The sequence below is a fragment of the Streptomyces sp. NPDC000878 genome, assembly GCF_053599695.1.
The window spans coordinates 18623-43877 of the sequence record NZ_JBSFMT010000082.1 but is presented as its reverse complement, the minus strand read 5'-3'; the positions used below and the strand labels follow the sequence as shown (position 1 = coordinate 43877).

General features: G+C 70.3%; 21 protein-coding genes. 8 read left to right on the top strand and 13 right to left on the bottom strand.

Annotated elements, in window-relative coordinates:
- Nucleotides 1-128: 128 nt before the first annotated feature.
- The 5 genes from ACWDR4_RS42570 to ACWDR4_RS42550 all read right to left on the bottom strand — a co-directional run bounded on the left by ACWDR4_RS42570 (nucleotide 129) and on the right by ACWDR4_RS42550 (nucleotide 5632).
- Nucleotides 129-1613, bottom strand: coding sequence for an HAD-IA family hydrolase (locus tag ACWDR4_RS42570; RefSeq protein ID WP_450416602.1), 1485 nt, complete (start codon nucleotides 1611-1613; stop codon nucleotides 129-131).
- Nucleotides 1614-1680: 67 nt separating this feature from the next.
- Nucleotides 1681-2778 (bottom strand): ABC transporter ATP-binding protein, encoded by a 1098-nt coding sequence (locus ACWDR4_RS42565; RefSeq protein ID WP_450416601.1) that lies wholly within the window; start codon nucleotides 2776-2778, stop codon nucleotides 1681-1683.
- Nucleotides 2779-2781: 3 nt separating this feature from the next.
- The gene (locus ACWDR4_RS42560) at nucleotides 2782-3594 is read right to left on the bottom strand and encodes an ABC transporter permease (RefSeq protein ID WP_450416599.1); all 813 of its coding nucleotides are present in this window, start codon (nucleotides 3592-3594) and stop codon (nucleotides 2782-2784) included.
- The gene (locus ACWDR4_RS42555; RefSeq protein ID WP_450416597.1) at nucleotides 3582-4478 is read right to left on the bottom strand and encodes an ABC transporter permease; all 897 of its coding nucleotides are present in this window, start codon (nucleotides 4476-4478) and stop codon (nucleotides 3582-3584) included. Before ACWDR4_RS42555 ends, ACWDR4_RS42560 begins: the two co-directional genes overlap by 13 nt.
- Nucleotides 4475-5632 carry an ABC transporter substrate-binding protein gene (locus ACWDR4_RS42550; protein ID WP_450416595.1) on the bottom strand — a complete coding sequence of 386 codons (1158 nt, stop codon included), beginning with the start codon at nucleotides 5630-5632 and terminating at the stop codon, nucleotides 4475-4477. Before ACWDR4_RS42550 ends, ACWDR4_RS42555 begins: the two co-directional genes overlap by 4 nt.
- A gap of 212 nt (nucleotides 5633-5844) precedes the next feature.
- Here ACWDR4_RS42550 and ACWDR4_RS42545 point away from each other — a divergent pair, with 212 nt between their 5' ends.
- Nucleotides 5845-6654 carry a GntR family transcriptional regulator gene (locus ACWDR4_RS42545; protein ID WP_450416593.1) on the top strand — a complete coding sequence of 270 codons (810 nt, stop codon included), beginning with the start codon at nucleotides 5845-5847 and terminating at the stop codon, nucleotides 6652-6654.
- On the opposite strand, the gene ACWDR4_RS42540 is transcribed toward ACWDR4_RS42545, so the two are convergent.
- A complete protein-coding gene (locus ACWDR4_RS42540) occupies nucleotides 6647-7099 on the bottom strand; it encodes an Lrp/AsnC family transcriptional regulator (RefSeq protein ID WP_450416591.1) in 453 nt (150 codons plus the stop codon). The genes ACWDR4_RS42545 and ACWDR4_RS42540 overlap by 8 nt on opposite strands.
- A 198-nt stretch (nucleotides 7100-7297) precedes the next feature.
- On the opposite strand from ACWDR4_RS42540, the gene ACWDR4_RS42535 reads away from it, so the two are divergent.
- Together ACWDR4_RS42535 and ACWDR4_RS42530 are read left to right on the top strand one after the other, a co-directional pair.
- Nucleotides 7298-10084: an AAA family ATPase gene (locus ACWDR4_RS42535; protein ID WP_450416589.1), complete on the top strand. Its 2787-nt coding sequence runs from the start codon at nucleotides 7298-7300 to the stop codon at nucleotides 10082-10084.
- 134 nt (nucleotides 10085-10218) lie between these two features.
- Nucleotides 10219-10653: a hypothetical protein gene (locus tag ACWDR4_RS42530; protein WP_450416588.1), complete on the top strand. Its 435-nt coding sequence runs from the start codon at nucleotides 10219-10221 to the stop codon at nucleotides 10651-10653.
- 84 nt (nucleotides 10654-10737) lie between these two features.
- Here ACWDR4_RS42530 and ACWDR4_RS42525 read toward each other — a convergent pair whose 3' ends face one another.
- Both ACWDR4_RS42525 and ACWDR4_RS42520 read right to left on the bottom strand, forming a co-directional pair.
- Nucleotides 10738-12180, bottom strand: a complete 1443-nt coding sequence (locus tag ACWDR4_RS42525) for a GuaB1 family IMP dehydrogenase-related protein (protein WP_450416605.1) — start codon at nucleotides 12178-12180, stop codon at nucleotides 10738-10740.
- Nucleotides 12181-12349: 169 nt separating this feature from the next.
- The gene (locus ACWDR4_RS42520) at nucleotides 12350-12766 is read right to left on the bottom strand and encodes a barstar family protein (protein WP_450416586.1); all 417 of its coding nucleotides are present in this window, start codon (nucleotides 12764-12766) and stop codon (nucleotides 12350-12352) included.
- Between the two features lie 170 nt (nucleotides 12767-12936).
- Here ACWDR4_RS42520 and ACWDR4_RS42515 point away from each other — a divergent pair, with 170 nt between their 5' ends.
- Nucleotides 12937-15186: an MMPL family transporter gene (locus tag ACWDR4_RS42515; protein ID WP_450416584.1), complete on the top strand. Its 2250-nt coding sequence runs from the start codon at nucleotides 12937-12939 to the stop codon at nucleotides 15184-15186.
- 78 nt (nucleotides 15187-15264) lie between these two features.
- On the opposite strand, the gene ACWDR4_RS42510 is transcribed toward ACWDR4_RS42515, so the two are convergent.
- Both ACWDR4_RS42510 and rpe read right to left on the bottom strand, forming a co-directional pair.
- Entirely contained in the window at nucleotides 15265-16308 is a 1044-nt protein-coding gene (locus ACWDR4_RS42510; RefSeq protein ID WP_450416603.1) for a sugar-binding transcriptional regulator, read from the bottom strand.
- 93 nt (nucleotides 16309-16401) lie between these two features.
- On the bottom strand, nucleotides 16402-17088 hold the full coding sequence (gene rpe, locus ACWDR4_RS42505; RefSeq protein WP_450416582.1) for a ribulose-phosphate 3-epimerase: 687 nt from the start codon (nucleotides 17086-17088) through the stop codon (nucleotides 16402-16404).
- Between the two features lie 158 nt (nucleotides 17089-17246).
- Between rpe and ACWDR4_RS42500 the strand changes: the two genes are divergently transcribed.
- Both ACWDR4_RS42500 and ACWDR4_RS42495 read left to right on the top strand, forming a co-directional pair.
- On the top strand, nucleotides 17247-19376 hold the full coding sequence (locus tag ACWDR4_RS42500) for an MMPL family transporter (protein WP_450416580.1): 2130 nt from the start codon (nucleotides 17247-17249) through the stop codon (nucleotides 19374-19376).
- A 27-nt stretch (nucleotides 19377-19403) separates the two neighbouring features.
- Nucleotides 19404-19889 carry a MarR family winged helix-turn-helix transcriptional regulator gene (locus tag ACWDR4_RS42495; protein ID WP_450416578.1) on the top strand — a complete coding sequence of 162 codons (486 nt, stop codon included), beginning with the start codon at nucleotides 19404-19406 and terminating at the stop codon, nucleotides 19887-19889.
- 56 nt (nucleotides 19890-19945) lie between these two features.
- Here ACWDR4_RS42495 and ACWDR4_RS42490 read toward each other — a convergent pair whose 3' ends face one another.
- On the bottom strand, nucleotides 19946-20728 hold the full coding sequence (locus ACWDR4_RS42490; RefSeq protein WP_450416576.1) for a dioxygenase family protein: 783 nt from the start codon (nucleotides 20726-20728) through the stop codon (nucleotides 19946-19948).
- 205 nt (nucleotides 20729-20933) lie between these two features.
- Here ACWDR4_RS42490 and ACWDR4_RS42485 point away from each other — a divergent pair, with 205 nt between their 5' ends.
- Both ACWDR4_RS42485 and ACWDR4_RS42480 read left to right on the top strand, forming a co-directional pair.
- Complete coding sequence (locus tag ACWDR4_RS42485; protein ID WP_450416574.1) at nucleotides 20934-21599, top strand: hypothetical protein; 666 nt, start codon at nucleotides 20934-20936, stop codon at nucleotides 21597-21599.
- Nucleotides 21596-22642: an AraC family transcriptional regulator gene (locus ACWDR4_RS42480; RefSeq protein ID WP_450416573.1), complete on the top strand. Its 1047-nt coding sequence runs from the start codon at nucleotides 21596-21598 to the stop codon at nucleotides 22640-22642. The genes ACWDR4_RS42485 and ACWDR4_RS42480 overlap by 4 nt, the downstream gene beginning before the upstream one ends.
- A 15-nt stretch (nucleotides 22643-22657) precedes the next feature.
- Here the strand turns inward: ACWDR4_RS42480 and ACWDR4_RS42475 are convergent, their stop codons facing one another.
- Nucleotides 22658-24085 carry an RsmB/NOP family class I SAM-dependent RNA methyltransferase gene (locus ACWDR4_RS42475; protein ID WP_450416571.1) on the bottom strand — a complete coding sequence of 476 codons (1428 nt, stop codon included), beginning with the start codon at nucleotides 24083-24085 and terminating at the stop codon, nucleotides 22658-22660.
- Nucleotides 24086-24193: 108 nt separating this feature from the next.
- Nucleotides 24194-25129: a methionyl-tRNA formyltransferase gene (fmt, locus tag ACWDR4_RS42470; protein ID WP_450416570.1), complete on the bottom strand. Its 936-nt coding sequence runs from the start codon at nucleotides 25127-25129 to the stop codon at nucleotides 24194-24196.
- Nucleotides 25130-25255 lie beyond the last annotated feature (126 nt).

Genomic DNA, 25255 nt, shown 5'->3' with positions numbered 1-25255 from the left:
CCGGACGGGCTGGGTATTCAGCCCGTCCGGCGTTTGAGGACGAGCGCGTTCTAGCGCGATACCGGGGTTCGGGGGCGGAGCCCCCGAGGATGGGAACGGGTAGGGGCGGCGGGGGCGAAGAAACCCTCCTAGCTCAGCCCGAACGTCGTCACTACCGCCGCATGGTCCGAAGGCCAGGCGTTGCCGGCCACCTCGGGCCACACCCGCACCGTGCCGCTCACGACCACCCGGGAATCCAGCACCCTCAACCCCCTCCCCCCGTACAGCACGAAGTCGATCCGGTCCTGCGGCTCCGGCCGCCCACTGCCGTCCTCGTGCTCGACATGAACCGGCGACCACGTGTGACCGGGGTCATGGACCGGGTCCGGGTGGACCTCCCGGTACGAGTCGCACAGCCCCGCCTCCTCCGCCGCCTTCGTCACCGGCCACTCCACCCCCGGCCAGTCCAGATGCGAGGGCGTGTTGAAGTCCCCGACGAGCACGACGGGCGTGTCGTCGTCCGCGACGGAGTCGGAGTCGGCGATCCGGCGCAGGATCTCTCGCATCTGTTCCAGCCGCCCGCCTTCGTGGGCGATCAGCTCAGCCGCCGGCAGCCCGCCGAAGCGAGCCTCGTAGGGCCCGTACGGCGCACAGTCGAGGTGGACGCTCCAGACGTCCACCTCCAGCCCTCCGTCCAGCCGGATCCGCGCCCCCGTGGCCCCGTAGAAGCCGACGTCGGGGTCACCGAGACCGGCGGTGATCGGGTACCGGCTGATGACGCCGAGGTTGTCGCCCGCCCGATGGTGGTACCAGCCGAGGGCGTCGGCGAGTTCCGCCGCCGAGTTCCCGTACGTCTCCTGGAGGCCGACCACGTCGGCGCCCGTCTCGGCGATCACCTTGAGCTGCTTCTCGCGGTGGTCGTCGACCTTCGTGCCGCCGTACCAGAGGTTCCAGCTCATCACCCGGAGTTCACGGGTGACCAGGGCGCTCAGCTGCGCCACCGTGACCCCGGCCAGGCTGCTCAGTACCGTCCGGCCGGGCACCGCCTCGATCGGCGCGAGCGACGGCACGGCGAGCACGGCGCAGCCCGCCGCCTCGGCCGAGGTGACGCCGGTCTCGGTGTCCTCGACGGCCACGCAGGCGGCCGGGTCGACACCCAGGGCACGGCAGGCGGCGAGGTACGGATCGGGGGCGGGCTTGGTGTGCTCGGTGTCGTCGGCGGTCACGGAGACCGCGAAGCGGGCGGCTCCCAGCGCTTCGAGCACGGTGTCGGCGACGGCCCGGGGGGAGGCGGTCACCATCGCGGTGGGTACGCCGGCCCGGGCGAGCGCGTCGAGCAGGTCGAGCGCGCCGGGGCGGGGCACGATGCCGGTGCGGACACGGGCCGCGAACTCCCGGTGCAGTTCGGCGGCGAGTCGCCCGGCATCCGTGCCCGTGGCGGCGGCCAGCCAGTCGGCCGTGTGCTCGACGGGCCGGCCGAGCACCTCCGGCTGGTCCGCCACGGTCAGCGGTCTCCCGGCGACCTGCTCCACCGCCTCCCACCACAGCCGTTCGGTGTCGACGAGCGTGCCGTCCATGTCGAACAGAACGGCTTGGAGGGGAAGGTGGGGTGGGTGGGGGATGTGGGGGGTCACGTTTCTCTCTCTCGAAAACTCACAGACTCACGGGCTCACGAATCCACGGCCTCATGGGTTCACGGCCTCATGCGTTCACGGACGGGCGGTTCGCGCGCTCCGCCACCAGCACCGCCCGCTCCGGCAGCGACACGCGTACGGCGGCCCCCGCCCCCAGCGGGCCCGCCTCGTGCGCCGGCAGGTCCGCCTTCACCTCGGTGCCGTCCACGAGCCGTACGGTGATCCGGGTGACCGCGCCGAGGAACGCCGTGGCCACGACCCGCGCGTCGCCCTCGGCATCGGCCTCGACCCGAACAGCCTCGGGCCGGACCAGCACATCGACCTCGACGGCGTCCGGCGCCGCGCCGTCGACCGGGAGCCGCTGCCCGAGCACCTCGACCGAGCCGTCGGACAGACGCCCCGGAATCCGGCTCATCGTGCCGACGAACTCGGCGACGAAGGCGGTGGCGGGCCTGCCGTACAACTCGGCGGGAGCGGCGCACTGTTCGAGTCGCCCGGACCGCATCACGGCGACCCGGTCGGCCATGGACAGCGCCTCCTCCTGATCGTGCGTCACGAACAGGGTGGTGATGCCGAGTTCCTGCTGAAGTCGACGTATCTCCTCGCGCAGGTTCAGCCGTACCTTGGCGTCCAGCGCGGACAGCGGTTCGTCGAGGAGCAGTACGCGCGGGCGCAGGGCGAGCGCGCGGGCCAGGGCGACGCGCTGCTGCTGGCCGCCGGAGAGCTGGTGCGGGAACCGCTCGCCCTTGTCGCCGAGCCCGACCAGGTAGAGCAACTCGTTCGCGCGGAACCGCCGTTCGGCCTTGTTCACCTTACTCATCCGCAGCCCGAAGGCCACGTTGTCAAGGGCGCTGAGGTGCGGGAAGAGGCTGTACGACTGGAAGACCATGCCGGCGTCACGGCGATGGGCCGGGACATGCGTGATGTCCTCGCCGTCGATCAACACCTCGCCGGAGTCGGGGTGTTCGAACCCGGCGAGCATGCGCAGCGCGGTGGTCTTGCCGCAGCCGGACGGGCCGAGCAGGGCGAGGAGTTCACCCGGCTGCACGGTCAGGTCGAGTCCGTCGAGGGCTACGGTCGGGCCGAACTCCCTTCTCAGACCCCGGAATTCGACGGTCGCGGCGTTGTCCGACGTGCTGGCCTTCTCAAGTGTGGTGGCAGTCATGGTTCAACCCCGGGGAGCGGTTCGGGAACGCCCGCCGAGCCCGGCGAGCGCGAGGAGGAGGGCCCAGGTGACGAGCAGGCTGAGCACGGAGACGGCGACGGACAGCTGGGCCTGCGAGCCGCCGACGCTGTAGATCCACACGGCGAACGGCTGGTAGCCGAGGATCTGGGCCACCGTGAACTCGCCCAGCACCAGGGCCAGCGTGAGGAAGGAGGCGTTGAGCAGCGCCCCGCGCAGGTTGGGCAGCACGGCCGTCACCAGTGCCTGCACCGGGCTCGCACCGCAGCTGCGGGCGGCCTCGACCAGGGTGCGGACGTCGATCGCGCGCAGCCCGGCGTCCAGCGCCCGATGGACGAAGGGCAACGCCATCACGACGTACGCGAGGACGAGGACGACCGGGAAGTCGGGGTTCTGGATGGCGACGAAGGTCTGGAACAGGGGCGTACGGGAAAGGTGTTCGGGGCCCCACTTGAGGACGGTCGAGATCCCGGCGACGAACGCGATCGGCGGGACGACCAGCGGCAGCGAGCAGATCACCTCGACGATCGGCCGCAGCCGGGGTGCGCCGAGCCGCAGGGCGACCATCGCGGGCACCATCAGCAGCAGGACCACGGCGATGGTGGCGGCGCCCAGTTCGAGGGAGAGCACCAGGCCGGGGAGGAAGCCGTCGGCGCCGACGATCTCGCCGTACGCGTCGAAGGTGATGCCCTCGCCCGGTACGTCGACCGTGAAGATCACGGACGCGGCGAGCGGGACGAGGAAGTAGACCCCGGCGAAGGCCAGGACCGCCCAGCGCCACAGGTTCAGGCGAGCCATCGCGCGCTCCTCCGTTGCAGGGGCAGGTACACGGCCATGACCAGGCCCGCGATCAGGACCATGTCGAGGCTGAGGGCGAGGGCCACGTTCTCCTGGCCGACCAGCACGTTGCCCGAAATGGCGTCGGCGATCTGGAGGGTGACCAGCGGGACCGAACTGCCCACCATGGCCGCGGCGGTGGCGTACGCGGCGAAGGCGCTGCCGAAGAGCAGCACGAACCCGCCGAGCAGCGAGGGCAACAGCACGGGCAGGCCTACGTGCTGCCAGTACTGGACGTTGGTGGCCCCGTTGTTGCGCGCGGCCTCGCGCCACTGGGAGCGGAGTCCGTCGAGCGCGGGCGTGATCGTGAGGACCATCAGCGGGATGAGGAAGTACAGGTAGACGATCACCAGTCCCCAGAAGCTGTAGAGGCTCCAGCCCTTGTCCGTCAGGCCCAAGTGCCGGGTCAGCACACCGGAGTTGCCGAGGGTGGCGACGAAGGCGAAGGCCAGCGGCACCCCGCCGAAGTTGGCGAGGACCCCGGACGCGGTGAGCACGGCCTCGCGCAACGCCCGGAACCGGGAGGTCACCACGGCCTGGGCGAGCAGCAGTCCGAGGACGGTCGCGAGGAGCGCCGACACCGCGGACAGCTTGACGCTGCCGATCAGCGCGGTGAAATAGGCGCCCTGGAGGGAGTCGGTCAGATTGGCCGTGGTGTACGAAGTGGCGCCGGTGGCCTGGTTCTTGACGGTGAAGGCGCCGTTCAGCATGGCCAGGGCGGGTACCCCGAAGGCGACCGCGACGAAGGCGAGCAGCGGGAGTACGGCGAGCCAGCCGGGGGCGCGGCGCCGCCGCTTCACTGAAGCGGCGGGCGCCACGTCGACCCGCGTGAGGGTGGCGGTCATCCGGAGACGGCCTTGCCCCAGCCCTCGGCCAGTACGGTCTTGGCCTTGGCCTGCTGGGCCTCGGTCGGGAAGGCGGGCGTTCCGGAGACCTCCGGGAGCGCGGCGGCGGCGGTCTTGTCGATCGTGCCGGCCTTCTCCATGGCGGTCATCAGGGCCGGGCGGGCGAAGCCCTTGAGCCACAGGTTCTGGCCCTCGGCGCTGTAGAGGTACTCCTGCCACAGGCGGGCAGCCGCCGGATGCGGGGCGTCCTTGTTGATGGCCTGGGAGTAGTACTGGGAGAACTTGCCGTCCTCCGGGACCGAGACCTGCCAGTCGAGGCCCTTGGACTTGAACTCCTCGGCGTACCCGGCGTTGAGGTAGTCCCAGTCGATGCTGATCGGCGTCTCGCCCTTCTCGACGGTGGCCGGGGTCGACTCGACGGGCGTGTAGTTGCCGTTCTTCTTCAGCTTGGCGAAGAAGTCGAGGCCGGGCTGGATGTCGTCGAAGGAGCCGCCGCTGGCGAGTGCCGCCGCGTACACCCCGCCGAACGCCGAACCGGACTTGGTGGGGTTGCCGTTGAGGGCGACCTGGCCCTTGTACTGCGGCTTGAGCAGATCCGCGAAGGTCTTCGGACAGCTCGTCACGCGCTTGGCGTCGCAGCCGATGGATATGTAGCCGCCGTAGTCGTTGAACCACTGCCCCTCCGGGTCCTTCTGACCCTCGGGAATGTCGGCGAAGGAGGCGACCTTGTAGGGCGCGAGCAGCCCCTGCTGAGCGGCGCTCAACGCGAACGAACTACCCAGGTCGAGAACGTCGGGAGCCCGGTCCTGCCCCTTCCGCGAGGTGACGGCGTTGATCTCGTCCTGGCTCGACCCGTCGGGGCTCTCCACCTCGATCTTGATGCCGTACTTCTTCTGGAAACCGTCGATCAGGGCTCCGTAGTTGGCCCAGTCGCGGGGCAGGGCGATCGCATGCAGCGTGCCCTCCTTCTTGGCGGCGGTGACCAGTTCGGCCATGCCACCGAAGTCGGCGGCGGAGGTCGCGGTGGCGGCGCTCCTGCCGTCCGCGGTGGTCGACGTGTCGTCGGGGGCCGCGCCGCAGGCGCTCAGGGCGAGCGCGGCGACGACGGCGAGGGCGCCGCCGCGGACGGCTGTTCTCGGCAGGGACACGATCACGGTCTCTCCAGGGGTGCGCACGAGGGGTGAGGAAGTGCGGAGAACTTGTCTGAACAAGTTGGCTTCAGTAGGACTTCCGCTGGTGTCACGCCCGTAAACACTGGCGAAACACTGACCACCGACTCCCTGCACGTTTCCGGCGCGCCCGGACCGGTCGTGGATGTCGATTAGGCTGGTCACGCTGTGCACAGCGACGAACCCAGAGGGGAAGCATGACGGCGCGACACGAGGAGATCGCCGATGAGCTGCGCCGGGCGATCGACCGCGAGCAGTACACGGTCGGCAGCCGCCTGCCCCCGGAGACGGAACTCGCCGCCCACTACGGCGTGGCCCGCGGCACGATCCGCCAGGCGGTCGCGGCCCTGACGTCCGAGGGGCTGATCGGTTCCCGTCAGGGCGCCCGCCGGGTGGTCCTGGCCAGCCGCCGCAGCCAGACCTTCGAGGAACTGCGCAGCTTCGCCCAGTGGGCCCGCGCGATGGGCCGGGAGGCAACGGGCCGGGTGGTGCACCAGGAGTACCGCCCGGCGACGACGGAGGACGCGATCCGCCTCCAACTACGCGAGAAGGAGCGGGTGTTGTACGTCCTGCGTGTACGCGGCCTGGACGGCGAACCGGTCCTCCTGGAACGCACGGTCTACGCCGACTGGATCGCCCCGTCCGTGGAGTCCATCGAACCGGACTGCCCCTCGGTCACCCAACGCCTCTTCGAGGACACGGGGTTGGTCTTCGCATACGGCGAACACGTCATCGACGCGGTGGCGGCCGGCGCCCAGGACGCCGAACTCCTGGACATCCGCCGCACGAGCCCCCTCCTACGCGTCCGCCGAGTGACAACAACGCGAGAAGGCCGCCCAGTCGAATGGTCCGACGACCGCTACAGAGGCGACGCGGTCAGCTTCAGCGTCCACAACTCGATAGCGAACAACGCCCTGGCGAGGAGCGCCCCAAAGGGGCGCGGGGAACTGCGCGACAAGCCACAACGAACCCGCACCCGCCACCAAACCCCCGAGGCACCTAAGTAGGCGACCCAGAAGAAAACCTCCGCAGCAAGGGCGACAGCACCAACACAGACTTCGTCCGCTCAACAAACGGCTCCCCCGCAATACGCTCAAGCACCCGCTCGAAGTGCCGCATATCAGAGGCAAAAACCTGCACCACCGCATCCGCCTCCCCCGTCACGGTAGAAGCAGCCACCACCTCCTGATACCGCTCCAGCCCCCGCTGAATCGTCTCCGGCGAGGTGTTCCGCCGGCAGTAGATCTCGACGAACCCCTCCGTCTTCCACCCCAGCGCCGCCGGATCCACCCGCACGGTGAACCCGGTGATCGCCCCGCTCTCCCGCAACCGGTCCACGCGCCGTTTCACCGCGGGCGCGGACAGCCCGACCAGCTGCCCGATGTCCGCGTAGGAGCGACGCGCGTCCTCGGCGAGGGCGTGCACGATGCGTTCGTCGAGATCGTTCAGCACAGCGGGTTCATCACTTTTCAGATGGTGCGGGCACTTCGAATCGGGGGCGGCGGTAGCCGTAAAGGAAGTAGAACACGAGCCCGGCCTGGAGCCACTCGGTCGAGTGAAGACACCGAGAGCGGCGAACCCCCCGCCGACGGCCACGCGTGTTGGCGTACGGATACGGCCGGACGGCTTCGGCCGGGGAGGAGCAGGAACTTGCCGCGGCAGACACCCGAGTCGTTGTTCATGGGCAGAGCGGAAGAACTGAGGAAGATACGAAACCGGCTGGACGCGGCGGCCGAAGGCGCACCCCAGTTCGTCCTCGTCGACGGTCCCGCCGGGATCGGCAAGACCTCATTGGCCCGGCGCTTCCTGTCCGGTGCCGCCACGGACTGCCATGTCGTACAGGCCGGCGGCGACGAACTCGAGACGGAACTCGCGTACGGACTCGTCGCGCAGCTGGTGCCACAACTGCCCGCTGCCGCCGAGGCGTTGCGGGAGCCGGCCCTCGGCACACCCCACAGCCCCGCCGCACAGGACCCGATCGCTGTCGGCGCCCTGTTGCTCGACGCCCTGGGGCAGCTCCAGGGGCGAGCGCCGGTGGTGCTGCTGCTCGACGATCTCCACTGGGCGGACACGCCCTCGCTGCACGCACTCACCTTCGTGCTGCGGCGGCTGCGCAAGGACCGGGTCCTGGCGCTGCTGGTGACGCGCGACGTGAACGATCCTCGGCTCCCGCAGGGCCTGCACCGCATCCTCCACGACGAGGCCACGCTCCAGCTGACGCTGGAGGGCCTCGGCCTCTCGGACATCGTCGCGCTCCATGCGGCCCTGGGCTCGTCGGCCCTTTCCCGCCGGGCGGTCGCCCGGCTGCGGGAGCACACGCACGGAAACCCGCTGCACACGAAGGCACTCCTCCAGCAGTTTCCCGCGGCCGTCCTCGACGGCAACACCGTCCTGCCCGCCCCTCGCAGATACGAGCGGCTGGTCGCGGCGCAGCTGGCGCGGTGCAGTGCTCCGGCGCGCCACCTGGTCGAAGCCGCCAGTGTCCTCGGCATGTCCGGTCCTCTGCATCAGGCCGCCGAGGTGGGCGCCGTACCGGACGCGCTGGGCGCGCTGGTGGAGGCGATGAGACACGAACTGCTGGAAGAGGATCCCGCCGGCGCCATGCCCAGGGTCGGCTTCCCGCATCCGCTGCTGCGGGCGGCCGTGTACCGGGGGCTGGATCCGGCCGAGCGCTCCCGCCTGCACCAGCTGGCCGCCGCCTGCTCGGACGATCCGTACGCCGCGCTCCAGCACCGGGTGCACGCCGCCGTCGCGCCGGACGGGGACCTCGCCGAGGAACTCGTGCGGCTCGCGGCACAGCAGGCGGAGAAGGGAACCTGGGCGGCTGCCGCGTCCGCGTCGACGACCGCTGCCCGGCTGTCCACGCGGGCCGGCCTGCGCGAGCGCTGCCTGATCCAGGCCGTCGAGTACCGTCTGCTCGCCGGTGATGTCAGCCAGGCCGCCGAACTCGAACCGACGCTCCATGACATGCCACCCGGCGCCGAACAGCAGTACGTCCTGGGCCATCTCGCCCTCACCACGGGGCGACTGGACGAAGCGCGCCGCAGGCTCGCCGCCTGCTGGGAGAGCGGCGACGCGACCACGGGAGCCGAGACCCTGCGCAAGGCCGCCGAGCAGATGGCCTGGCTGTGCCTGATCCAGGGCGACGCGGCCGGCATTGTCGGCTGGGCGCGTCGCGGGCTCGATCTCCCACCCGCGAGACGGTCGTCCTTCCTGCGCGACTCCCTCGCCATCGGGCTGGCGATCTCCGGCGACTACGACGAAGGCATGCGGTCCCTCGCCCATCTCCCGCTCTCGGGGCCTCGTACCACCCCGGAGCAACTGGACGGTCTGCTCGCGCGGGGCATGCTCCAGCTGTGGAACGGAGAGCTGAGTGAGGCCCGCCGGGATCTGGAGCAGACGTTCTCCTCGCACCGGCGCGGCGGACTGCCGTACGCGGCTCTCGTGGCACTGGGCTTCCTCACCGACACCGAATACCGGGCCGGGCTCTGGGACGAAGCCATCGCGCACGGCACTCAGGCCGTCTCGCTGGCCGAGGACACCGACCAGATATCCATCCTGGCGGTGGTCCACGCCTGTACGGCGTTCCCCCTGGCCGGCCGGGGCGACTTCGAGGCCGCCGAAGCACACGCCAGGACGGCGATGCGACACGCCCAGGTACTCGGTGACGTCAATGACGCCGCCTTCGCCGCGACGGCACTCGCCCTCGTACACACCGGCCGCGGGGACGACGAGCGCGCGGTCGCCGAACTGACTCCGTTCCTGAGTCCGGAGATCGTCCACCGCAGTGGCCTCGACGAGGTCGGGATCGTCGCCTGGCGGCCTGTTCTGGCCGAGTCCCTGACCCGCCTGGGGCGCACGGACGAGGCTCTCGACGTGCTCGTCCCGTACGAGATCCGCGCTGCCGAGCGGCGCCGCCGGCTGGAACAGGCGTCAGCCTCGCGTTGCCGGGGCCTGCTGGAGGAGGCGTACGGCAACCAGGAGGCGGCGGACCAGGCATTCCGGGCGGGGTTGCGCCACTGCGCGGAGGGAGAGCAGGGCAGGCAGGGAGAACAGTGCTGGGAGGAAGCGCTGCTCCACCTCTCCTACGGAACGTTTCTGCGCCGCGTCGGCCAGCGTGGGAAGGCGGTGGCCGAGCTTCAGGCCGCGCACCGGACCTTCCTTCGGCTGCAGGCCGCATCGCATCTCGAACGGTGCGCCCGGGAGCTGGCGGGCTGTGGCCGCCCGGCAGCGCGCCCCGGCGCCCGTCGGGCCGGGCTCACCGCGCAGGAGCTGACCGTCGCCAGGCTCGCCATGCGGGGCCTGTCGAACCGCGGGATCGCAAGGGAGCTGGTCCTCAGCGTCAAGACGATCGAGTACCACCTCGCCAACGCCTACGCGAAACTCGGCATCACCTCGCGGACGGGGCTGTTCGGCAAGCTGGGCGGTGAGAGCTGACGCCGGGTCCCGCCGCACACCCCAGGGGTGAATCCCCGGGTTTTCACCAGGGTGCCCGCAGCCGTTCCTCCGTAGCGTGCAGAGCAGATGAAACCCGCGCCGAACAGGGCGTTTCTGATCTGTAGGGGGGGATCGTGCGACTTTCCGTGCCGGTCTCGGCATCCAGGTTCTTCGGCGCCTTGATGCTGGGCCTGACCCTAGCGGCGACCAGTGGTTGCTCCTCACCGGAGCCTCCGGAACCGCCCGACCCTCCGGAAACCAGGCAAGCCGAGCCCCTGACGGAGTGGTCCGTTCCCGACAGCGTGGTGGGCGTCTGGTGCGGCGGTGCGAACGACACCCCGGACGGTCACTGGACGTACGCCTTCACCTCGGGGGGCGAAGTCGGGGCGAGGAACGCGACCAACAGCTTCTACGGGCATGTCGTCACCCAGGGAGACGTCATGACCTTCTACGTGGAGGGCAGCGACCCCTTCCAGTCCTCATGGGCCGTGGGCTACGAGGAGGCGCTCGGCGTCAATCTTCTCTACCTCGACGAGTACAGCTACTACCCGGGATCCTGCGACTCCTAGGTCGACGGCAGCAGAACGCCGCCGCGAACGGCCCTTGTTGTCCCGACGGGGGGGACAACAGGGGCCGTGGGCAGGTGAGTCGGCTCAGTTCCAGCTGGCGTGGAGCGGCTTGCCCTCCGCGTAGCCGGCCGCGCTCTGGATGCCGACGATGGCCTTCTCGGCGAACTCCTCCAGGGAGTTGGCGCCGGCATAGGTGCAGGAGGAGCGGACGCCCGCGATGATCGAGTCGATCAGGTCCTCGACGCCCGGGCGGGCCGGGTCGAGGAACATCCGGGACGTCGAGATGCCCTCCTCGAACAGCGCCTTGCGGGCCCGGTCGTACGCGGACTCCTCCGACGTACGGTTGCGCACCGCACGCGCGGACGCCATGCCGAACGACTCCTTGTAGAGGTGCCCGGCGGCGTCCTGCTGGAGGTCGCCCGGGGACTCGTACGTCCCCGCGAACCAGGAGCCGACCATGACGTTGGACGCACCGGCGGCCAGCGCCATCGCGACGTCACGGGGGTGGCGTACACCGCCGTCCGCCCAGACGTGCTTGCCGTACTTCTTCGCCTCGGCCGCGCACTCCAGGACTGCCGAGAACTGCGGCCGGCCCACGCCCGTCATCATGCGGGTGGTACACATGGCGCCCGGTCCGACGCCGACCTTGATGATGTCGGCGCCCGCCTCGATCAGGTCCTTGACGCCCTCGGCGGCGACGATGTTGCCGGCCGCGATCGGGACGTGCGGGTCGAGGTCGCGGACCAGCTTGATGGCGCTGAGCATCGACTCCTGGTGACCGTGCGCGGTGTCGATGACGAGCGTGTCGACGCCCGCGTCGAGCAGTTGCTGCGCCTTGCCGGCCACATCGCCGTTGATGCCGACGGCCGCGGCGATCCGCAGCCTGCCGTTCACATCCGTGGCCGGCGTGTAGAGGGTGGCACGCAGAGCGCCCTTGCGGGTGAGGATGCCGGCGAGCCTGCCGTCGGCGTCGACAGCGGGCGCGTACCGGCGGTTGGCGGCGTCGAGGCGGTTGAAGGCCTCGCGCGGGTCGATGCCGGCGTCGAGGAGGAGCAGGTCCTTCGACATGACCTCGGAGAGCTGGGTGAAGCGGTCCACACCGGACAGGTCGGTGTCGGTGACCACACCGACCGGCCGCTGCTCGGCGTCGACGACCACACCCGCGTTGTGCGCCCGCTTGGGGAGCAGGGCGAGGGCGTCGGCGACGGTCTGGTGGGGGGCCAGCACGATCGGCGTGTCCAGCACGAGGTGACGGCTCTTCACCCAGGAGACGACGTCAGTGACGACCTCGATCGGGATGTCCTGCGGGATGACGACGAGCCCGCCGCGCCGTGCGACCGTCTCGGCCATCCGGCGGCCCGCGATGGCGGTCATGTTGGCGACGACCAGCGGGATCGTCGTGCCCGTGCCGTCCGGGGAGCTGAGGTCCACGGCCTGCCGGGAGCCGACGGAGGAGCGGCTCGGGACCATGAAGACGTCGTCGTACGTCAGGTCGTACGGGGGCTGGATGTCGTTGAGGAAACGCACGTGCTGCACATCCCGGTCGATCAGAGGTGGCCCCCGGACAGGACAGCCAGGGGGAAGAGCACGTACCTCATTGTCCCATGCCGGTGACCTGAAACCGCCTGGTCGGATCGTCCAGACGGTTCGTGGGACCGCTCGTGCCATCCTCCGACGGCCCGTGCCACAGGTGGGTTCACGCGAGCACCATCACCACCGCAAGACCCGTCTCCGTCTCCCGCCAGGTCGCGGCGGCGTCGGCGAAGATCTCCTGGAGCGTCTTCCACTCCTCGGGCCGGGCCGCCGCGTACGCCTGCCAGTTCCGGACGAGGAGGAGCCGGCCGCGGGTCGCCGGCCACCACTCCAGGTCGCCGAGGCAGTCCGCGAGGGCGTCCCAGTTCGCGCCGAAGTGGTCCGGGAACCGCAGCGCGGTGGCGCAGGCCGTCATCAGCCCGGCCTTGTCCGTGACGTCGGCGAGGTCGAGGTCGGCGGTCTCCCAGCCGGCCTCGCGGGCGGCTTCGAGCGCGCCCTCGGCCGGCAGGGCGGCGGGCCAGGACAGGACACCGGCGGGCGTGCTGCCGGCGAGTACCGGAACCAGCGGGTGGTCGGTCATCTCAGCACCGCCATGAGGAGTCGCGAAGGATCGGAGTGATCATCGCTGTAGTAGATCCCACCGCCCCGCCCCATGACAACGAGAACGCCGCCGACACCCGCCCAACAGGACACGTTGATCGCCGGGTCGTTCAATGAAGGTGACCGGCCAGTCTCCGGCGGGAGCCGCGCATGTCAGCACCGACAGCAACGCCAGCAGCAGCATCGGGTGGACGCAAGGACACGCGTGGGAGACTGCGCCGGCTGGGCGAGTGGTGTGCCCGCCACTTCGTGATCGTCATCGTGGCGTGGCTGGTCGTGCTCGCCGCGCTCCAGGTGCTCAACCGTTCCTTCGGCGGCGACTACTCCGACAACTTCTCCCTGTCCGGGGTCCAGTCGCAGGAGGGCCTGGACGTACTGAAGAAGCACGATCCGGCGGCCGGCGGCTACAGCAGCCAGATCGTCCTGCGGGACACGTCCAAACCGCTGACCTCCTACTCCTCACAGATGTCCCAGACGGTCACCGACCTGCAGAAACTCCCGCACGTCCTGTCCGTCCAGAACCCGCTGCCGCCGCCGGGCTCACAACCCCAGTCCACCGGCAAGCAGAACGTCGGCCCGCTCTCCAGCGACGCGAAGACCGGTTACGTCACCATCCGCTTCGACGTCCAGCCGTCCACCCTCCAGGACGACTACCTCGACGGCGTCGACAAATCGGTTCAGCCGCTGCGGTCGGCCGGAGTCGAGGTCGAGTACGGCGGTCCGCTGGGCGAGCTGGCCCGGCCCGCCGCCGACGACCGGGTCAGCGAGCTGATCGGGTTCGCGGTGGCCATCGTCGTCCTGCTGGTCGGCTTCGGCAGCGTGCTCGCCGCCGGCCTCCCCCTGCTGACCGCGCTGATCAGCGTGATCGGGGGCCTCGCCTGCCTCGGGCTGCTCGCCTCGGCGTTCACCTTCGCCACGGTCTCCCCCACGCTGGCCACGATGATCGGCCTCGGCGTGGGCATCGACTACGCGCTGTTCCTGATCACCCGGCACCGGCAGAACCTGATGGACGGCGACGATCCGGTCCGGGCGGCAGGGCGGGCCAACGCCACCAGCGGGCGGGCCGTCCTGGTCTCCGGGTGCACGGTGATCGTCGCGCTGGCCGGGCTGTCCGTCTCCGGTGTCAGTTTCATCGCCAAGCTGGGCGTGGCCGCCGCCGTGACGGTGGTCTCCGCGGTCGCGGGCGCCCTCACGCTGGTCCCGGCACTGCTGGGGCTCATCGGCCGCCGTCTCGACCGCTACCGGGTGCGCCGCCCGGTAGCCGAGGCCTCGGCCGGCGCTGCCGAGGGACAGGGTGTCTGGCACCGCTACGCCCAGCGCGTCGAGCGGCGCCCCTGGTGGTTCCTGGCCGGCGGAGTCGTGACAGTCCTCGTGCTGGCGATCCCGGTGCTGTCCATCCAGCTCGGCCACATCGGGGACGGCGCCGATCCGAAGTCGTTCACGGACCGGCGGGCGTACGACATCATGGCCCAGTCGTTCGGGCCCGGCTCCAACGGCCCGCTGGCCGTCGTCATCGACCAGACGAAGGTCCCCTCCGACCAGCGCTCCGACCTCGCCTCGAAGGCGGGCAAGGCGCTGACGGACGTACAGGGCGCCGCGACCGCCACCCCGCTCACCGCGACCAAGGACGGCGACGTCCTGGTCAGCACGGTCTACTCCAAGTCGTCGCCGCAGAGCGAGACCACCACCGACCTGACCAACCGCCTGGTCGACGAGACCCTCCCGCAGGCCGTCTCCGGAACGGCGGCGCACGGCTACGTCACCGGCACGACCGCCGCCCAGGTCGACTTCCGTGACATCGTCGCGAGCCGTCTCCCACTGATCATCGGCGTGGTCGTCGCCCTCGCCTTCCTGATCATCCTGGTCGTCTTCCGGGGCCTGCTGGTGGCGTTGAAGGCGGCGGCGCTCAACGTCCTGTCGATCGCGGCCTCGTACGGCGTCGTCGTGGCCGTCTTCCAGTGGGGCTGGGGCGGGCCCGCGCTGGGGGTGAACGGCAAGGTGCCCATCGAGAGCTATGTGCCGATGATGATGTTCGCGATCATCTTCGGGCTCAGCATGGACTACGAGATCTTCCTGCTCTCCCGCGTCCACGAGGCCTGGCTGCGCACCGGCGACGCCCGGGCATCGGTGGCCCACGCCCTGGAGATCACCGCCCGGGTGATCACCTGCGCGGCCCTGATCATGGTGAGCGTCTTCGCCGCGTTCGTCGTGAGCGACAACGTCGTGGTGAAGATGCTCGGCCTGGGGCTCGCCGTGAGTGTGCTCATCGACGCGACGGTCGTACGTCTGCTGCTGGTGCCGGCGGTCATGACGCTGCTGGGCAGACACGCCTGGTGGACACCCCGCCGGCTCGACCGGATGCTGCCGCACGTGGACCCGGAGGGCGAGGAACGCGACTGAGGGCGCCCCCTCGGACGGAACAGAGCGGTGCCCGGGCTCCGAAAGGAACCCGGGCACCGCCCACACCTTCACATCCCGTCAGATTCCGTCCGGGTCCGCCCTGTTGAGCGACGGCTTCGGTGTCGGACCCGCCGTCAGCAAGTAGTCCGCAGCCGAGGTGTCCGTCACCAGGCTGGTGACCAGCCCGGAACGCAGCACCGCGTCGATCGCCGGCGCCTTGCGCTGCCCGCCCGCGATGGCGACGACCTCGGGGACCCGGCGGAGCTGGTCGGTCTTGACCGTGATGCACCGCTCCCCCAGATCCCGGCCGACCCGGCGCCCGTCGGCGTCGAAGAGGTGCGCGGACATCTCGGCGGCGACACCGAGGGAGGCGTAGTGGCCGCGTTCCTCGTCGCTGAGCATGTCGTGCACCGTCGAGATACCGGCCTCCCAGGAGCCGATGGAGACACAGGCGACCGTGACCTTGTCGAAGTACTCGAAGGCGCGGGCGATCCCGGTCTGGCTGCGCAGCGCGGCGGCGGTGGCCGCGTCGGGCAGCAGCATCGGGGCGTAGATGGGGTGGGCGTCGCCGCCGGACACCTGGGCGGCGCGCCGGACCGCCTCGACCGAGCCGCGCTCGGCGGTTCCGGCGTCGTACACACCCGTCAACTGGACCACCGTGCAGGGCGGCAGCCGGTCGAGGGCCGCCGCCATGTGAATGGTGGACCGGCCCCAGGCGAGGCCGAGCACATCGCCTTCGTTCACCAGTTCGCCCAGCAGATCGGCGGCCACTTCACCGAGGTTCTCGGGATCGGGCGACTCCTCGGCATCGGCCGGGGACTCGACGACGACCGCGTGCCTGAGGCCGTACCGGGCACGCAACGCGTCCGAGCGCTCCGCGTCCAGTTCGGCGGGGACACGGATCTCGATCCGCACCAGATCCCGTTCGAGAGCGGTCTCCAGGACCCGGGCCACCTTGAAGCGGCTGACGCCGAACTCCTCGGCGATCTGGATCTTGGACTTGCCCTCTAGGTAGAAGCGGCGGGCCATGGCCGCCGCCTGCACCAGCTCAGCGGGTCCCATCCGCATGGCTGACCGGCCCGCCGACATACCCGACACGGCGATCTCCTCACTGCTCTTCACATCGCTGCTGTTCACATTCTCGATTCGCCGTTCATCCTGTCAGATCCCGCGTGCTTGATCTGCCCAGAAGTACGTCGTTCACGTTCCCGTGGCTCAGTGGTCGCACGCCCAGCTCGCACCGGCGGTGGCCGTCTGCGCCTGGGTGCGTAGTGCACGTACCGCCTCGGCCGGGTCCGTGGCGCCGTAGACGGCCGATCCGGCGACGAAGACGTCCGCGCCGGCCTCGGCGCAGCGCTCGATGGTGGAAGCGGAGACTCCGCCGTCGACCTGAAGCCACAGCTCAAGACCGTGCTTGCTGATCAACTCGCGGGTGCGGCGAATCTTGGGGAGCATGATGTCGAGGAACGCCTGGCCGCCGAAACCCGGCTCGACCGTCATGATCAGCAGCATGTCGAGTTCGGGGAGCAGGTCCTCGTACGGCTCGATCGGGGTCGCGGGCTTGAGGGCCATGGAGGCCCGGGCACCCTTGGCCCGGATCTCACGGGCGAGCCGTACCGGAGCGGCGGCGGCCTCGACATGGAAGGTGACGGAACCGGCCCCCGCTTCCACGTACTGCGGCGCCCATCGATCGGGGTCCTCGATCATCAGGTGGCAGTCCAGCGGAGTGTCCGTCGCCCGCGCCAGGGACTCTACGACCGGCACACCGAGCGTGAGGTTCGGTACGAAATGGTTGTCCATCACATCGACATGAAGCCAGTCGGCGCCTTCCACCGCCCTCGCCTCGTCGGCGAGTCGGGCGAAGTCGGCGGACAGGATACTTGGGTTGATCTGCGCGGCCATACCCCAAGCCTGCCATGCCCTCCGGGGGTTGTGCGGTTGGGTCCGTCGTGGGATGGGTTGAGTGGAGTCTGCGGGTGGTCTGTGGCTGGTCGCGCCCACGCGGCGGAGCCGCAAATGTCACAGCCCCGCGCCCCTAGGCAAATCCAGCTGAGGTTGCGATGAATCGGAACCGTGGGATCGCTTATCTCGTTTGTGGGCGGCGGGCCAAGTGGCTCGTGTTGGTGTTGTGGCTCGTGGTGCTGTTTTTGACCGCGCCGTTTGCGCAGAAGCTCACCGATGCCCAGGACAATGACGCTGCCTCCTGGCTGCCGGGGTCGGCGGAGTCGACCCAGGTTCTGCATCTGTCCGAGGATTTCAGGCCGGAACAGATTCCCGCGGTGGTTGTGTATGCGCGGGAGAGTGGCCTTACGGCGGCGGACCGGGTCCGGATCGTCGAGGCCAAGGCGGAGATCGAGCAGCTGCGGGACCACGGGATCCGGGGTGCGGAGACGCGGGGGCCGATGTACGACCGGGCCGTCGATCCGCGGGCCGCGCAGATCTTCGTCCCCATCACGATGGACGAGAAGGGCTGGGAGCGGATCGCGCCCGCCGTCGACTCCATCCGGGACGCCGCCGGTACCGGTGCGGCGGGGCTGGCCGTGCACATCACGGGTCCCGGCGGTACGTCGGCGGACTTCTCGGAGGCCTTCGAGGGCATCGACTCGACGTTGCTGCTCGCGGCGATGGGCGTGGTCGTCGTCATGCTCCTGCTCACCTACCGCAGCCCCACCCTGTTGCTGGTGCCGCTGCTCAGCGTGGTCGTCGCCCTGTTCACCGCGCAGGCACTGATCTACTTCCTCGCCGAACACGCGGGCCTGACGGTGAACGGCCAGAGCGCCGGCATTCTCACCGTGCTGGTGTTCGGCGCGGGGACGGACTACGCCCTGCTCCTGGTCGCCCGTTACCGGGAGGAGCTGCGTCGGCACGAAGACCGCCACGAGGCGATGGCGCTTGCCCTGCACCGCGCGGGCCCCGCCGTCATCGCGTCCGGTGCGACGGTCGTCCTCAGCATGCTGGTGCTGCTGGCCGCCGAGATGAACTCGACGCGCGGCCTCGGCCCGGTGGCGGCGATCGGGGTGGCGGTGGCCCTGCTGGTCATGATCACGCTCTTCCCCGCCCTGCTGGTGATCTGCGGGCGCTGGATCTTCTGGCCGGTGATCCCGCACAACGGCTCGCCCGACCCGACCGAACGCGGTCTGTGGGCCCGGATGGGCCGGGGCATCGCCGTTCGCCCGCGCATGATCTGGGGCATCACGGCGGCGGCGCTGATCGCCTGCTCGTTCGGCCTGATGCAGCTGCGCGCCGAGGGCCTGAGCAACGCCGACGCGTTCACCGACAAGCCGGACTCGATCGTCGGCCAGGAGGTGTCCGCACGCTACTTCCCGGCGGGCAGCGGCGATCCGCTCGTCATCATCAGCAACCAGGACCAGGCCCGTCAGGTGGGCCAGGCGGTCGCCGAGACACGCGGGGTCGTGCCCACCTCTCTCGGCCTGCCCGAGGGCACGAAACCCGCCTTCGAGGGCAAGGTGCTGTTCGAGGCCACGATGACCGCCCCCGCGGACAGCGAGGCCGCGAAACAGACCGTCGAGCGGGTCCGGGACGCCGTGCACGCGGTGCCGGACGCGGACGCCCAGGTGGGCGGCGGTACGGCGGCCCTGCTGGACATGGACAAGGCGACCACGCACGACAACATCCTGATCATCCCGCTGGTCCTGCTGGTGGTCCTGCTGATCCTGTGCGCGCTGCTCCGCGCCCTGGTCGCACCCCTCCTGCTCATCGGCACGGTGGTGCTGTCCTTCGCGGCGGCGCTGGGCATCAGCGCGCTCGCCTTCCGCCACCTGTTCGACTACGCGGGCGAGTCGACGGACTTCCCGCTCTTCGTCTTCGTGTTCCTGGTGGCGCTGGGCATCGACTACAACATCTTCCTGACCACCCGGATCCGCGAGGAGGCGGCCCGCCAGGGCACCCGCAAGGGCGTGGTGACGGGCCTGTCGACGACGGGCGCGGTCATCACCTCGGCGGGCCTGGTCCTGGCCGGCACCTTCGCGGCCCTGGGCACGCTGCCCATGGTGGCGTTCGCGGAGATCGGCTTCGCGGTGGCCCTGGGCGTGGTCCTGGACACGTTCGTGGTCCGGTCGGTGCTGGTCCCGGCCCTGTTCCTGGACGTGGGCCCGAAGGTGTGGTGGCCGCACCGGCTGGCCCGGGAGGACAGCACACCGACGGCACCGGATTCCGCTGTGGATTCATGACTTGATGTCTCAAGTTATGGTGCGTGGATGAGTGACGACGAGCCCCGCTGGCTGAACACGGAGGAAAGCGAGGCGTGGATGGCCCTCGCCCGTGCCCTGGTGCGGCTCCCGACGGCGTTGGACACGCAGCTCCAGCAGGACGCGGGGATCAGTCACTTCGAGTACCAGGTGCTGGCCGGGCTCTCCATGGCGCCGGAGGACAACCTGCGGATGAGCGAACTGGCTCTCTTCGCGGACGGGTCGCTCTCCCGTCTGTCCCATGTGGTCAAGCGGCTGGAGCAGCGGGAGTGGGTCTACCGCGTCCCGGATCCCGACGACGGCCGCTACACCCGCGCGATCCTCACCGACAAGGGCCGACAGAAGGTCGTCGAGGCCGCCCCCGGTCATGTCGCCGAGGTGCGCCGCCTGGTCTTCGAACCGCTGACCAAGGCCCAGCAGCGGCAGCTGCGGGAGATCGGCCGCCGTATCAACAACGCCATCGGCCCCGAGGACACCTGCCCCGACCAGGGCTGAGGGCTGGGGACTGAGAGCTGGGGGGCGAGGCCCGAGACCCGAGGCCCGAGAAGCGATCAGCCGATCTGGACGGATCGTTTCGCCATGCCGAGCCAGAAGCCCTCGATGACGCTGCGCTGGGTCTCCAGTTCGTCGAGTCCGGCTCCGAGGGTGACGAACAGAGGCGCCAGATGGTCGCTGCGCGGGTGGGCGAGCCGGCTCGACGGTGCCTTGCGCTCGAAGTCCAGCAAGCCGTCGATGTCGTGGGCGCCCAGGACCTCGCGGCCCCAGTCGTCGAACTCGGCCATCGCCGAGTGGACCCGGTTCTCCATGCTCATGGCACGCAGATTGTGGGTGAAGAATCCGCTGCCCATGATGAGCACGCCCTCGTCGCGCAGCGGGGCGAGCCTGCGGCCCATGTCCAGCAGCCGGCGCGGGTCGAGAGTGGGCAGGGAGATCTGCAGGACCGGGACGTCGGCGTCGGGGTACATCTCCCTCAGCGGCACATACGCCCCGTGGTCGAGTCCGCGATCGGGAAAGTCCTGCGTCGGCGCGCCCGTGGTGCGCAGCAACTTGCGCACCCTCTCCGCCAGTTCCGGGGCGCCGGGCGAGGGATAGGTGACCTGGTAGTACTGCTCGGGGAAGCCGTAGAAGTCGTAGATCAACGGGACCGTGACGGTGGCGCCGATCGCGAGCGGCGCGTCCTCCCAGTGCGCCGAGATCATCAGAACGGCCTTCGGCTTCGGCAGCTCGTCCGACCACGCGGCCAGCTGGGCGGGCCAGACGGGGTCGTCCGCCAGCAGCGGGGCGCCGTGCGACACATAGATCGCGGGCATTCGTTCGTCGGTCGTGCCGGTCATGAGCTGAAACGTAGAACCAATTACTTGAAGCGTCAAGTGATCCGACTTGACGCTTCAAGTGATCGAGCAGGAGGAGGAAACGTCCATGCATCGGCGGTCCTCGTCCATGGCGGACTGCACCCGACCGGCTGAAGCTGGGGCCCAGACGAGGACCGAGGGGCGGTTCCTCGTCCTTCGACACACATGCGACACCCAGGAGAAAGCCATGGCACACATCACCCGCAGGGGACTCATCGGCGCCGCGGCGGTCGGCGTTCCCGCACTCGCCGTCCCCGCACTCGCCACTCCGGCGGTCGCCGCGTCACCCAGGTCGTCGAGTCGCCGGAGCAGGTTCCAGCTGGAGTTGGCGAACACGAAGGACTTCCACATCGCGGACTTCGTCGCCTGGAACAACAAGGACATGGACATGCAGCGGCACTACCACGCCGCCGATGTCGTCGTGGAGTGGGGCGGGGTACGCACCGAGGGCGTCGAGCCGCACATCGAGGCCATGCACCAGTTCCAGGTGGAGGCCCCCGACGCCCTCGTCGTCACCCACCGGCCCAATGTGGCGCGGGGCGACTGGACTGCCACCATCGGCGGCATTCCCGCCATGGGGGTCCGTATGGCCACCGTCGCCCAGTGGCGGGGCGGCCAGATCGTCCGCGAGATCCTCTTCATGCGGGAGCTGTCCGCCGAGGAGACACCCCGGCCGGCCGCGCGCCCCTCGCTCACTCTCACCAACCCCGACGACGAGGGTCTCCGCCGCGCCGCCGGCGTGTATCCGGGCTGGAGCTGTGTCGTCCACGGCACCGCCCTCGGCGGGCGGACGGTCACCTTCGCCAGGCGGGACAGGGGTCTGGTCGTCGAACAGTACGTCTTCGCGGAGTGAGCCTCGTCGGCACCGACGCGTGGCGCCGTACCGTGGTCGTACCGTCGGCCGCCGCGGCCGACGGCCGATCGCAGGAGCACCCCGTCTTGACCGCCGAGCCGCAGTCCGCCGTACCCTCCTCCGCGCCCTCCATACCCTCCACGCCTTCGCACAGCCGTTCCATCCGTTCCAGCCGTCACGGCCGCCAACTGCCGGTCGACCACATGCCGGTGACCCACCCGACGCTCCACGTGACGCTGTTCGAGAACGCCAGCTTCGTCTGCACGGCGTGTCCCGTCCCCAGCCCGCACCGGCACGCGTTCCACGAGCTGATCTGGACGGAGAGCGGCACCGGCCATCACCTCCTGGACGGCGAGCGCTCGGTCGTCGGCCCGAACACGGTGATGCTCGTCGAGCGCGGCCAGGTCCACCACTTCGAGCAGGGGCAGAACCTGTCCGGCGCGATCGTCTGCTTCGGCGACGAGCTGCTGCACGACGGCCCGGCCTCCTCCGCGAACCTCAAGTGGCTGTTCACAGGGAGCGCCGTCCCGGCCATCGAGGTACCCACGGAGGACGTGGCACGCGTCGGCTCCGTGATCCACGCACTCGCCGAGGAGACCCGACGGCCGACGGACATCCGCAGCGCCGACGTGCACCGCCATCTGCTGTTGTCCCTGCTCCTGTGGGTCGAGCGCTGGCACGAGCACCACCGGCCGCACGAACACGGGCAGGACGAGTCCGACGTCGTGTTCCACCGGCGCTTCCGGAAAGTACTCGAGCGCGACTTCACCCGGCATCACGAAGTCGGCCACTACGCCGACGAGTTGGGGGTCACTCCCGGAGCCCTGTGGCGCACGCTGTCACGCGCCACGGGCAGCCCGCCGCGGGTACTGATCACCGAGCGGGTGATGCTGGAGGCCGCGCGCCTCCTGCGTTTCACCGAGCTGACCGTCGGCGAGATCGCCGCCCGGATCGGCGTCAACGACCCGCTCTATCTGTCCCGCGCCTTCAAACGCCACTACGGCGAATCACCACTCGCCTACCGCGACCGGCTCCCCCGGTAACCCCGCCCTGCCGGGTCACCCGGTCCGGCGGATGAGCGCCAGATACATGGCGTCGGTCCCGTGCAGATGCGGCCACAGCTGTACGTCGGGTCCGTCGCCGAGGTCGGTCACGCCCTCCAACAGGGGCCGGGCGTCGAGGAGTTCGGCGTGCGGGTGCTGCTTGAGCACGTCGTCGACGACGGCCCGGGTCTCGGCGAGGTGCGGCGAGCAGGTGGCGTAGCCGACGACCCCGCCGACGCGGACCGACTCCAGCGCGGTGGTGAGCAGCGCGCGCTGCAGCGGCGCGAAGCCCTCCAGGTCCTCGGGCCGTCGCCGCCAGCGCGCCTCGGGCCGCCTGCGCAGCGCCCCGAGTCCCGTGCACGGCACGTCCATCAGCACCCGGTCGAAACTGCCGGCCCGCCACGGCGGCCGGGTCCCGTCGCCAACAACGACCTGGTACGGCCCGGGATTGCCGGCCAGCGCCTTCGCGACCAGCCCGGCCCGGTGCGGCTGCTTCTCGGAGGCGAGCAGCAGCGCGCCCCGCTCGGCGGCGAGGGCGGCGAGCAGCGCGGCCTTGCCGCCGGGCCCCGCACACCCGTCGAGCCAGGCCTTGTCGGGCCCGTCGAGCGGAGCGTTGGCCAAGGCAAGTGCGACAAGCTGACTGCCCTCGTCCTGCACGCCCGCACGCCCGTCCCGTACGGCGTCGATGGCCCCGGGTTCCCCGCCTTCGGCGAGCCGCACGGCGTACGGCGACCAGGTCCCCGGCACCGCGGCCTCCTCGCGGAGCAGCTCCTCGGTAGTGGACCGTCCGGGCCGGGCGACGAGGGTGACCTCGGGCCGCTCGTTGTCGGCGGCGAGCAGCTCCTCGATCCCGGCGCGGCCACCGCCCAGGGAGTCCCACAGGGCGGAGACGACCCACCGGGGGTGCGAGTGCACGACGGCCAGGTGATCCTCGGGATCCTCGTCGTAGGGCGGCGCGACCCGCTCGATCCAGCTGTCGAGATCGTGCTGGGCGACCTTGCGCAGCACGGCGTTCACGAACTTGGCCCGCCCGTCGCCGAGCACGACCCGGGCCAGTTCGACGGAGGCGGACACGGCGGCGTGCGTGGGAATCCGCGTCCCGAGCAGCTGATGCACCCCGAGGCTCAGTACGTCGAGCACCGGCGGATCAACCTCACGCAGGGGCCGGTCGACGCACTCACTGATGACGGCGTCGTAGGTCCCCTGCCGACGCAGCGTCCCGTACACCAGCTCGGTCGCGAGAGCCGCGTCCCGCCCGTCGAAGTCCCCCTTCGCCCGGGCCGCCCGCAACAGCGGCGGCAGCACCAGGTTGGCGTACGCGTCCCGCTCGTCCACGGCCCTGAGCGCCTCGAAGGCGAGGATGCGGACGGGGTCCTTCTGGGGCCGACGGTAGGGCTTGCCGGGCTTGCCGGACTTCTGAGGCCGACGGGGCTGCTCGCTCACGAAAAAGGTGCTCCGGATATGGGAAAAGGGTGCGGTTTCCAGCGTACGTCGTGCGGGATGGGCCCGGATCTCGCACGCGATGCGTGGGAACGGGCCGCGGGGGCCGGCTCAGGCGCCGCCGAGCACCTCGCCGTCGGCGATCCGCACGCCGCGTGCCCAGTCGGCGGCGCGCATCGGCTTCTTCCCCTGGGCCTGCACCCACAGCAGCTCGACGGCGTACGACCCGGTACCGACGTACACGTTGTTCTTGCCGACGGAGAGCACGCCGGGCGCGAGATCGGTGCGCTCGGGGACGGGCGTGACGTGGATGAGCTTGAGCCGCTCGCCCCGGAACACCGTCCAGGCGCCGGGCGCGGGAGTGCATCCGCGCACGATCCGGTCGGCCCGGAGGGCGGGCACGGACCAGTCGACATGGGCGTCCTCGACGGTGATCTTCGGCGCGAGGGTGATGCCGTCGGCGGGCTGCGGTACGGCCTTCAGGGTGCCGTCCTCGATGCCGTCCATGGTCGCGGCCAGCAGCCCGGAGCCGGCGAAGGCGAGCCGGGTCAGCAGGTCGCCGCTGGTGTCGGTGGGCCGGATCGTCTCGGTCACCGTGCCGTAGACGGGCCCGGAGTCGAGGCCCTCCTCGATGAGGAAGGTGGAGGCACCGGTGATCTCGTCCCCGGCCATGATCGAGTGCTGCACGGGCGCGGCGCCACGCCAGGCGGGCAGCAGCGAGAAGTGCAGGTTGACCCAGCCGTGGGCGGGGATGTCGAGGGCGACGCGGGGCAGCAGGGCTCCGTAGGCGACGACGGGACAGCAGTCGGGCTCGATCTCCCGGAGCCTCGCGAGGAACGCCTCGTCCCTGGGCCTGGCGGGCTTCAGCACCTCGATCCCGGCCTCCTCGGCCCGCTGGGCCACGGGACTGGCGACCAGCCTCCGCCCCCGTCCGGCAGGAGCGTCGGGCCGGGTGACGACGGCGACCACTTCATGCCGTTCCGACCCGATCAGGGCATCCAGAGCGGGAACGGCGACCTCGGGGGTACCAGCGAAGACAAGCTTCATGGGTGGGCGTGGGCCTCTCGGACGGGTTTCTGCGGCAGCGCACCAGTCTATGACCGCACTCCCCAGGGGGCGTACGCATATGCCCCTACGCCCCCGCAGCGTGACCACTCACGCAAAATCGCGTTG

Coding starts and splice junctions, on each gene's coding strand:
- ACWDR4_RS42565 (WP_450416601.1), bottom strand. CDS start 2,778: ATGACTGCCACCACACTTGAGAAGGCCAGCACGTCGGACAACGCCGCG.
- ACWDR4_RS42560 (WP_450416599.1), bottom strand. CDS start 3,594: ATGGCTCGCCTGAACCTGTGGCGCTGGGCGGTCCTGGCCTTCGCCGGG.
- ACWDR4_RS42555 (WP_450416597.1), bottom strand. CDS start 4,478: ATGACCGCCACCCTCACGCGGGTCGACGTGGCGCCCGCCGCTTCAGTG.
- ACWDR4_RS42545 (WP_450416593.1), top strand. CDS start 5,845: ATGACGGCGCGACACGAGGAGATCGCCGATGAGCTGCGCCGGGCGATC.
- ACWDR4_RS42520 (WP_450416586.1), bottom strand. CDS start 12,766: ATGACCGACCACCCGCTGGTTCCGGTACTCGCCGGCAGCACGCCCGCC.
- ACWDR4_RS42515 (WP_450416584.1), top strand. CDS start 12,937: ATGTCAGCACCGACAGCAACGCCAGCAGCAGCATCGGGTGGACGCAAG.
- rpe (WP_450416582.1), bottom strand. CDS start 17,088: ATGGCCGCGCAGATCAACCCAAGTATCCTGTCCGCCGACTTCGCCCGA.
- ACWDR4_RS42500 (WP_450416580.1), top strand. CDS start 17,247: ATGAATCGGAACCGTGGGATCGCTTATCTCGTTTGTGGGCGGCGGGCC.
- ACWDR4_RS42495 (WP_450416578.1), top strand. CDS start 19,404: ATGAGTGACGACGAGCCCCGCTGGCTGAACACGGAGGAAAGCGAGGCG.
- ACWDR4_RS42490 (WP_450416576.1), bottom strand. CDS start 20,728: ATGACCGGCACGACCGACGAACGAATGCCCGCGATCTATGTGTCGCAC.
- ACWDR4_RS42485 (WP_450416574.1), top strand. CDS start 20,934: ATGGCACACATCACCCGCAGGGGACTCATCGGCGCCGCGGCGGTCGGC.
- fmt (WP_450416570.1), bottom strand. CDS start 25,129: ATGAAGCTTGTCTTCGCTGGTACCCCCGAGGTCGCCGTTCCCGCTCTG.